This window comes from Sulfitobacter sp. L-8 (assembly GCF_056859255.1).
The window spans coordinates 1-9,696 of sequence record NZ_JBSXOD010000007.1 but is presented as its reverse complement, the minus strand read 5'-3'; the positions used below and the strand labels follow the sequence as shown (position 1 = coordinate 9,696).

8 protein-coding genes are annotated in these 9,696 nt (G+C 59.5%); all 8 read left to right on the top strand.

From position 1 onward, the window contains the following. Positions 1-1,844, top strand: a 1,844-nt coding sequence (locus tag AC13DE_RS00205) for an acyclic terpene utilization AtuA family protein (protein WP_348202849.1), incomplete at its 5' end; no start/stop codon positions are given. Beyond that, the gene (locus AC13DE_RS00200) at positions 1,844-2,635 is read left to right on the top strand and encodes an ABC transporter ATP-binding protein (RefSeq protein WP_037932021.1); all 792 of its coding nucleotides are present in this window, start codon (positions 1,844-1,846) and stop codon (positions 2,633-2,635) included. The genes AC13DE_RS00205 and AC13DE_RS00200, both read left to right, overlap by 1 nt. After that, positions 2,632-3,423 carry an ABC transporter ATP-binding protein gene (locus AC13DE_RS00195; RefSeq protein WP_037932024.1) on the top strand — a complete coding sequence of 264 codons (792 nt, stop codon included), beginning with the start codon at positions 2,632-2,634 and terminating at the stop codon, positions 3,421-3,423. The genes AC13DE_RS00200 and AC13DE_RS00195 overlap by 4 nt, the downstream gene beginning before the upstream one ends. Further along, positions 3,420-5,267, top strand: coding sequence for an AMP-dependent synthetase/ligase (locus tag AC13DE_RS00190; protein ID WP_037932027.1), 1,848 nt, complete (start codon positions 3,420-3,422; stop codon positions 5,265-5,267). The genes AC13DE_RS00195 and AC13DE_RS00190 overlap by 4 nt, the downstream gene beginning before the upstream one ends. A 10-nt stretch (positions 5,268-5,277) precedes the next feature. Continuing rightward, a complete protein-coding gene (locus AC13DE_RS00185) occupies positions 5,278-6,150 on the top strand; it encodes a branched-chain amino acid ABC transporter permease (RefSeq protein WP_037932030.1) in 873 nt (290 codons plus the stop codon). 3 nt (positions 6,151-6,153) lie between these two features. Further along, complete coding sequence (locus tag AC13DE_RS00180) at positions 6,154-7,191, top strand: branched-chain amino acid ABC transporter permease (protein ID WP_037932033.1); 1,038 nt, start codon at positions 6,154-6,156, stop codon at positions 7,189-7,191. A 44-nt stretch (positions 7,192-7,235) separates the two neighbouring features. Continuing rightward, a complete protein-coding gene (locus tag AC13DE_RS00175) occupies positions 7,236-8,426 on the top strand; it encodes an ABC transporter substrate-binding protein (protein WP_114865535.1) in 1,191 nt (396 codons plus the stop codon). Positions 8,427-8,503: 77 nt separating this feature from the next. Beyond that, on the top strand, positions 8,504-9,696 hold a 1,193-nt coding region (locus tag AC13DE_RS00170; protein ID WP_348202848.1), incomplete at its 3' end, for an acetyl-CoA carboxylase biotin carboxylase subunit.

Here is a 9,696-nt window from a genome sequence, read left to right as displayed (position 1 = left end):
AAGCGCGCGCCGGAATGGACGGGCAGATAGGGGGGTATATGTCGGATCGACAACTGCGCATCGGGTGCGCTTCGGGTTTCTGGGGTGACACGCCGGAGGCCATTGGCCAGTTGGTGTCCAAGGGCGACATCGACTATCTGGTGTTCGATTACCTGGCCGAGGTGACGATGTCGCTGATGGCGCGGGCGCGGGCGAAGACGCCGGAGGCGGGCTTTGCGCCCGATTTCGTCAAGGCGCTGGTGCCCTGGCTTGAGGATATCAAGGCCAGGGGGATCAAGGTGGTGGCCAATGCCGGCGGGGTGAACCCGCGCGGTTGCCGCGACGCGCTCGCCAGGGCTGCCGCCGAGGCGGGGGTCGAGCTGTCCATCGGTGTCGTGCTGGGCGACGACCTCATGGAGCGCGCGGATGCGATCCGCGACCGCGGCGTGACCGAAATGTTTTCCGGCGCGGCCTTTCCGGACGAAATCTGGAGCATGAACGCCTATCTGGGCGCGCGCCCCATCGCGACCGCGCTGGACGCCGGGGCCGACATCGTGATCACCGGGCGCTGCGCCGACAGTGCCGTGGCGCTAGGCCCTTTGATGCACGAATTCGGCTGGAAAGACGAAGATTGGGACAAGCTCAGCCAGGGGTCCCTGGCGGGCCATCTGATCGAATGCGGCCCGCAGGGGACGGGGGGCAATTTCACCGACTGGCAGGACGTATCGGGCTGGGACGACATGGGGATGCCCATCGTCGAGGTGTCCGAAGACGGCAGTTTTGTCATGACCAAGACGGCCGATACCGGCGGTCTGGTGTCGCCCGGTTCGGCCGGCGAACAGATGCTCTATGAAATCGGCGATCCACGGGCCTATCTGCTGCCCGACGTGATCTGCGACTGGTCCGGTGTCACGCTCGAACAGATCGGCCCCGATCGGGTGCGGGTCAAGGGCGGCAAGGGGCTGGGGCGCACCGGCAGCTACAAGGTGTCGGCGACCTATGCCGATGGCTGGCGCGCGGTCACCACCCTGACGCTCGCCGCCATCGACGCCCCGGCCAAGGCCGAGCGCGTGGCCGAGGCGATCCTGACCCGCTGCCGCCGGATTTTCCGCAACAAGAACCTGGGCGATTTCCGGCAGGTGAGCGTCGAGATTCTGGGCGCCGAAGCCGCCTATGGCGCCAACGCCCGCGCCCGGACCCGCGAAGTGGTGCTCAAGATCGGCGTGGCACATGAGGAGCGCAGCGCGCTGAACATCTTTGCCGGTGAAATCGCGCCAATGGCCATTTCCACTGCGCAGGGTCTGACCGGGTTCTACGCCGGACGCCCCAAGGTACAGCCAGTGGTGCGGCTGTTTTCCTTCCTGCAGGACAAGGCCGACACGCCCGTTGCGGTCGAGGTCGATGGCAAGGATGTGCCAGTCACCGTCGCCACCAGGGAGGTGCGGCTTGATCCGCCCGCCACGCCGCCGGCCGACAGCCGCGACGCGGGCCCCGATGCCGTCAAGGTGCGCCTGGTCGAACTGGCCTGGGGCCGTTCGGGCGACAAGGGCGACATCGCCAATATCGGTATCATGGCCCGCAAGCCCGATTACCTGCCCTACATCCGATCCGCCCTCACCGAAGACGCGGTGAAAACCTATTTCGCCCACCTGTGCAACGGCCCGGTCGAACGCTTCGATCTGCCCGGAAGCCATGCGCTGAACTTCCTGCTGCATGAGTCCCTCGGCGGCGGCGGCATCGCCTCGGTCCGCATCGACCCCCAGGGCAAGGGCTTCGCACAAATGCTCCTCGACATCGAAATCCCCGTACCGGCAAAACTCGCCGAAAATGACGGGTTGGCTATGACAAAAGAAAGTGCCGCCTGATGTTGAATGTGAACAACGTCCAGATTGTCTATGACAACGTAATCGAGGCGGTACGCGATGCATCCCTATCGGTCGACGAGGGTCAAATCGTTACGCTACTGGGATCGAACGGGGCCGGAAAATCGACGATTCTGAAGGGAATATCCGGCGTGCTCTATCCCGAGGATGGCGATATCATCGGCGGTACGATTACGCTCAACGGCGAAAGCCTGATTGGCCGCAAACCTGACGAAATCGTGCGCAGCGGCGTCGTGATGGTTCCCGAAGGACGGCAATTGTTCGAGCCCCTGACCGTCGAGGAAAACCTGATGATGGGCGGCATCACCCGAAGCCGTTCCGGGGCGACGGAAGCGTTGGAAAACGTGTTCGATATTTTTCCTCGCGTGAAAGAGAAACGCAGCACCATCGCGGGTTATCTGTCGGGCGGCGAACAGCAGATGGTCGCGATCGGCCGCGCGCTTATGTCCAGCCCGCGTTTGCTGATGCTGGACGAACCCAGCCTTGGGCTCGCGCCGCAGATCATCGCAGAGATCTTTGCTGCCGTGAGCGACCTGTCGAAACAGAACAACGTCTCCGTCCTGCTGGTCGAGCAGAACGCCGAGCTGGCGCTGTCGATCGCAAGCTACGCTTATATCATTGAAAACGGCAGGGTAGTGATGGACGGGCCGCCGGACAAGCTGATGGATAACGAGGACGTCAAGGAGTTCTACCTCGGCTTCTCGGAATCGGGCCACCGCCGCAACATGCGCGATGTGAAGCATTACAAGAGACGCAAGAGGTGGCTGTCATGACCGTACTGTTGCAGGTCGATAATCTGGTCAAGAAATTCGGCGGTGTCACGGCTGTCAACGGTGTCGGATTTCCGGTTCTCAAGGGCGAAATCTTCAGTCTGATCGGTCCGAACGGTGCCGGTAAGACGACGATGTTCAACCTGATCAGCCGGGTTCTTCCAGTGACCTCCGGAACGATCACGCTCGATGGCAACGATATCACCCGGACCGCTCCGCACCGGATCGCCCCGCTCGGAATGGGGCGTACCTTCCAGAACCTGGCCGTGTTCAAACATGCCAGCGTTGTCGACAACCTGCTGGTGGGGCGCCACAGTCATATGAAGACCAGCGTGCTGGGCGGGTTGCTCTTCGGTCCGACCACGCGCGCCGCCGAGCGGGCACACCGCAAAAGGGTCGAAGAGATCATCGATTTTCTCGAAATTCAGCACGTTCGGGACGTGCCCGTCGGTGCACTGGCCTACGGATTGCAGAAACGGGTCGAACTGGGGCGGGCCCTGGCAACCGAACCAAAGTTGCTGCTTCTCGATGAGATGGTTTCCGGGATGAATGCCGAAGAAACGGAAGACATTGCCCGCTTCATTCTCGACCTGAAAGAGGAACTGGAGATCACAGTCATGATGATCGAGCACGATATGGGAATCGTTACAGATATCTCCGACCATATCGCCGTTATGAATTTCGGCGAGCGAATTGCCTATGGCACGCCCGATGAAATACGGGCGGATCCACACGTAATCGAGGCTTACCTCGGACATAAGCTACAGGAAGATACGGAGGCGGTTCATTGAACGATCTTGATGCGCGCCTGAAGGCCGGCGATCACACGCTACCGCAGCTATTGATGCACTGGGCCGAAAACATACCCGATGAACTTGCCATTCGGGAAAAGGATCTGGGGATCTGGAACCGGGTCACCTGGGCCGGCTATTTTGAACGTGTCCGATTTTTTGCCCTTGGTCTTCATGCTTCGGGATTCGGGCGCGGCGATCGTCTGGCAATTGCCAGCGAGGACACTCCGGAATGGCTGTATTCCGACATCGCAGCGCAAGCACTGGGGGGAATGACTGTCGGCGTCTATCCGACCAACCCCTGGCCGGAACTTGACTATATCCTTCGCCATTCCAAAAGCAGCGTCGTCGTCTGCGGGGATCAGGAACAGGTCGACAAGGTTCTGGATGCCGAAGCGAACAACGGGGCCTTTCCGGATCTCAAGTTGATCGTATGCGTCGATATGAAGGGAATGCGCGCCTATGATCGAACGCGCCTGAGATCGTTCGAAGAGGTGGTCCAGGCCGGGCGGGACCATGTATCGAGCCATCCTGAGGATGTGGATTTCTTTGGTGAATGCATCAGGGAAACCAAGCCCGACGATCCTGCGGTCGTGGTCTATACATCGGGCACGACCGGACCGCCGAAGGGTGCCTTGCTTTCGCATCGGAACCTGCTCGTGGCATCTTTCCCGCTGATTTCCCAGTTCAACCTGACGCGCGACCGGTATTCGGTCGTTTGTTATCTGCCGCTTTGCCATGTTGCGGAACGGATATTCTCGACGATCCTGAGCCTGATGATCGGCGGTCAGGTGAATTTCGCGGAATCCATCGATACCGTTCAGGTCAATCTTCGGGAAATTGCACCGAAGGTCTTTCTGGGCGTACCGCGAATCTGGGAAAAACTGCAATACAGCGCATCGATCAGAATTCAGGACGCGCGGCCCCTTGCCAGACGAATCTATAATTGGGGCCTCGATCTCGGCCAGACGCATTTCCGCAAGATCGAAGCGGGCGGGCGGTTGACCCCGGTCGAACGGGTCAAACACTTTGCAGCAAAGATCCTTGTCTTCAATCCACTGAAAAGGTTCATGGGAATTGACAAGGTCCATTGCGGTTTTGTGGGAGGCGCATCCATTTCACCCGAGGTTGTCCGGTTCTTCCGGGTGATCGGCGTGCCGCTCTATCAGGTTTATGGCATGACTGAGTCGGCAGGTCTGGCGTTCTTTCAGAATGCTGACAAAGCCATCGTCGGGGCTTCGGGCGTCGCCGCTCCGGGTTTGCAATACAGAATTGCCGACGATGGCGAACTCGAGATCAAGCATCCCAGTGTTTTTCTCGGCTATCTCGACAATCAGAAAGCTACAGAAGAAACCGTCGTCGATGGCTGGTTGCAGACGGGTGATGTGGTCGAACAACTCGATAACGGTGAAATTGCCATCGTCGATCGAAAGAAGTCGATCATCATCACGTCGGGCGGCAAGAATATTACACCGTCCGAAATCGAGAACGCCCTGAAAGATTCGATCTACATCGCCGAGGCGATCGTCGTCGGCGAGGGGCGGAACTTTCTCGGGGCGCTGCTACAGATCGACTACGATACGGTGGGAAAATGGGCTCAGGCTCAGGGGATGGCCTATACCACATTCAGCCACCTTTCCAGTCTGGAACCCGTCATAGACCTTGTTTCCAAGGAAGTGGCGCGGGTGAATGACGCGTTTGCCCGTGTCGAGAACATCCGGAAATTCGTCCTTTTGAAAAAGCAGCTTGACCACGACGATGGCGAAATGACCGCAACCCAGAAAGTGCGGCGCAATGTCATCGAGAAAAAGTTCGAAACCGAAATGGCGGAAATCTACGGCTAAGGGGAAAAACGTGGACTATTTCATATTGCTGACCGTTTCGGGGATCGCCATCGGCGTGATCTATGGTCTTATCGGAATGGGCTATGCCCTGATATTCAAGGCTACAAGTGTCGTCAATTTCGCCCATGGCGAAATCATGATGCTGATATCCTATATGGCGTTTTCCATCGCCAGCTCATGGACGCTTCCGTTCTGGGGCCTTTTGCTGGTCTGCGTCTTCATTTCCGCCATCGTTGGACTGGTGATCGAGCGGGTGTTTATCCGCCCGATGCTGGGCCAGGACGTGTTTTCGACCGTAATGGTGACCATCGGCCTTGCGGTGATGATCCGTGCGGTGGTGGTTCTGATCTGGGGAGCCGATCCACTGCTCCTGCCGACTGACATCGGCGACAGCGGCGTCGAATTCGGCTTGGTGTTCCTCTATACATCCCAACTTTACGCCATCGGTTTGCTCGCCTTCTGTGTGCTCGGAATGTGGGTATTTCTCCGGTTTTCGCGCATGGGCGTCGCAATGCGGGCCACTGCCGCGCGCGAGACCACTGCATTGCTGATGGGAATAAACGTGACGCATGTCTACGCAATCGCCTGGGCGATTGCCGCGGTCATCGCCGGGATTTCGGGCGTTCTGCTGGGGACGATCTATGGCCTTGGCCCTGACCTGTGGACGCAAGGCCTGCGCGCATTTCCGGCCGTAATTCTCGGCGGACTGGATTCCGTCTTTGGTGCCGCGATATCCGGTATTCTCATCGGTGTCCTTGAAAACCTGTCCGAAGGTTACATCGGACAAGGACTCAAGGAAATCTCCGGGTTCCTCGTCATTCTGGTGGTTCTCATGATCCGCCCCTACGGGTTGTTCGGAACGCCCGAGATCGAAAGGGTTTAATCCATGCGCACCGGTGTATTCGAGGAAAGCTATAGCGAGCTGATATCGCTTTACCGCAATCCGACGCAGACCTATTGGACAGTCGCACTCGTGCTCGCGGCGCTCGTCGCTCCGTTATTGCTGACCAATCACCTCACATCCCTGGTCAACGGAATGATGATTGCGGCGGTGGGGGTCATCGGTCTCAATCTCCTGACCGGAACGACGGGTCTGATTTCATTCGGCCAGGCCGGATTTCTGGCGGTCGGTGGCTATACGGCGGCGGTCCTGTCGGCCGACTACGGTATGCCACTGTGGCTCTGTCTGCCCGCCAGCGGGCTGATGGCAGCCGCCTTCGGTTTGATAGTCGGGATACCGTCGTTGCGCCTGAAGGGTCTGTATCTGGCGATCACCACGATGGCCTTTACCATCATTATCACGCATATCATCCTGAGTGCCGAAAGCATCACGCATGGCTCGTCGGGAATATCAACGCCGAAACCCGCGATCTTCGGGGTGGAACTCGCGACAGACAAATCCTTCTACTATCTCATCCTGGCAATCCTGACGCTGGCGATCCTCGGCTCTGCAAACATCAAACGCAGCCGAATAGGCCGTGCGTTTCTGGCGATCCGCGAGCAGGACATCGCGGCGCGTGTGATGGGTGTACCTGTGGCGCGGTACAAGCTCTATGCCTTTGTGGTCAGCTCGTTCTACGTCGGCGTGGCGGGTGCATTGATGGCCTACCACATCCGGTTTGTGAATGTGGACAGCTTCAGCCTGGTGATTTCCATCGAAGCCGTCTCCATGATCATCGTCGGAGGGCTCGGTTCTACCGCCGGGGCGGTGATCGGCGTCGTGTTCGTGTTAGGGCTGGCCGAAGTCCTGAACTATGTCATCGGGTCGATGGGGGGTACACTGGGGTCGGTTTCAGTGCTCGAATTGAAAGGTTTCATCTACGGGCTGACGATCGTCCTGTTCCTGCGGTTTGAACCGGAAGGGCTGATGGGGATCTACCGCGAATACAAGAACCGCTGGGTCAACTGGCCGTTCAGATACTGAACCAAACGCTCGGCACGTAAACACAACAAAGGGGAGAAGAAATAATGAACTGGTTTCTAAAAGGGACGCTGACGGCTACCCTTCTGACGATGGGTGGGGTTGGTGCCATGGCGGCACCCGGTGTAACAGAGGACAAGATCGTCCTGGGTGCTGTCGATCCGCTGACCGGGCCGCCAAGCCTTCTGGGCAAGGCCCATTCGCTGGCGCTGAAAGTCTGGCAGGAGGATGTGAACGCCCGGGGCGGAATCAACGGTCGCAAGGTTGAGATCGTGTTCGAGGATGATGGATATGTCCCCGCGCGCTCTCTTCAGTCCTTGAAGAAAATGGTCGAGGTCGATGACATATTCGCTCTGATCGGTACCTCCGGTAGTTCGCAACTGGCGGCGATGATGCCCCTGATCGACGAACTCGGAATCCCGGCTCTGAACAACATGGCCGTGAATTCGCACCATTTCAATCCGCCTCTCGAAACGCTGTTCGTTGTCGGTCCGACCTATTGTCAGGAAATCGCAGCGGGAATGACGTATCTCGTCGAAGAGCTTGGCCTGAAGGACGAGAAATACGCGATTGCATTTCAGGACGATGAATTCGGCGATGACGTTCGCTGCGGGTACCTCGCAGGGGTCGAGAAATACGGTCTCGACAACGTACTGGAGCTGGAATTCAAGCGTGGCCAAAAGGACTTTTCCGCCGAAATGCTGAAAGCCAGGGCCGCCGGCGTCACCGTGCTGGTGTCGGGCGGTGTCGTGGCGGAACATTCCACCCTGCTGAAGGAAGCCGCCAAGAACCGGATGGATATCACGTTTCTCGGTGCGCATTCCGCCCACCTGACTCCGGTGCAGGCTTTGGCGGGCAGTGCGGGTGACGGATACTACGCCGCAGACTACGTTCCGGCACTGAACTCTTTGGAAGTGCCTGGCGTGGCACGGTTCATGGACCTGGCCAACAAATATCTCAGCGAGAGCGAAATGGATTCGCTGAACCGCTATGCACTGGCAGGATATGCCGGGGCGATGATCTTCGAACATGCCATGACGGAATGTGGCGAGGATCTGACGCGGGCCTGCGTGGTCAAGAAAATGGAAGGTCTGGACGGCTTCGAAACGGACGGTCTGTTCGGTCCGGTGACCTATGGCGACGGCGTGCGTCACGCGCCGACCGCGGTAATGGTCCTGCAATCCAATGCCGAGGATAAGACGTTCTCGATCGTATCCGAGCGGATGGAAGTCGAATAATCCGCTGATTCCGCATGCAATAACCTCCCCCGCCAGCCTGCGGGGGAGGACGGTAACGAAAGAGGATGACGCCGGATATGACTATTTCCAAACTGCTGGTGGCGAACCGGGGCGAGATCGCGGCGCGAGTTGTGCGCACCGCCCGTGTCAAGGGCATCAAGACCGCCGTCCTGCGGCACAGCTCCGAGCAGGAAGGCCCGGCCCATCTGATTGCCGACGAGGTCGTGACCATCGAAGGTTCAACGCCCGTGGCGGCCTATCTCGACATTGCGCAGATCGTCGAGGCGGCGCAACGGATCGGCGCGGATGCGGTGCATCCGGGCTATGGCTTCCTGTCGGAAAATGCCGCCTTCGTGGCCGCACTGGAAAAGGCCGGCATCACGTTCGTCGGCCCCACATCCGAGGTCATCGACCTGATGGGCGACAAGATCCGCGCCCGCGCCTTTGTCGAGGAACGCGGCTTTCCGGTGGCGCCCTCCGCCATCGAGGATGACGACCCGGCGACCTTCGTGGAACGGTCCCGCACGGTGGGGTACCCGCTGCTGATCAAGCCGTCGGCGGGCGGCGGCGGCAAGGGGATGCGCGTCGTGCGCGAGGACGGCGCACTCGAAGCCGAGATCGACACCGCGCGCCGCGAGGGCGAGCGCTATTTCGGCGATGGCCGTCTGTTCGTCGAACGCTATATCGAGCGCCCGCGCCACATCGAGGTGCAGGTGATGGGCGACGGGCAGGGCAATGTCGTCCATTTCTGGGAACGCGAATGCTCGATCCAGCGCCGGTTCCAGAAGATCATCGAGGAAACGCCGTCCCCGGCGCTTACGGCTGAACAACGCGACGAGATCTGCGAAACCGCCGCCGGGATCGCCCGCGCCGTCAACTATCGCGGGGCAGGCACGGTCGAATTCATCTATGCCCAGGACGGATCGTTTTACTTTCTGGAAATGAACACCCGGCTTCAGGTCGAACACCCGGTGACCGAAATGGTGACGGGCTTTGATCTGGTGGCCGAACAGCTGCGCATCGCGGCGGGCGAGGGGCTGAGCGCCGCGCAGGCCGACATCGCGCAAAACGGCCATTCGATCGAACTGCGCATCTGCGCCGAAGACGCCACCCAGGATTTCCGCCCCGCGATCGGGGACATCCTGCTGCTGGACGAACCCCGCGGCGAAGGCGTCCGCGTGGACAGCGGCATTCTGGACGGCGGCAAAGTGACCACCGATTTCGACCCCATGCTGTCCAAACTGATCGTCCACGGCCGCAACAGGGCAGA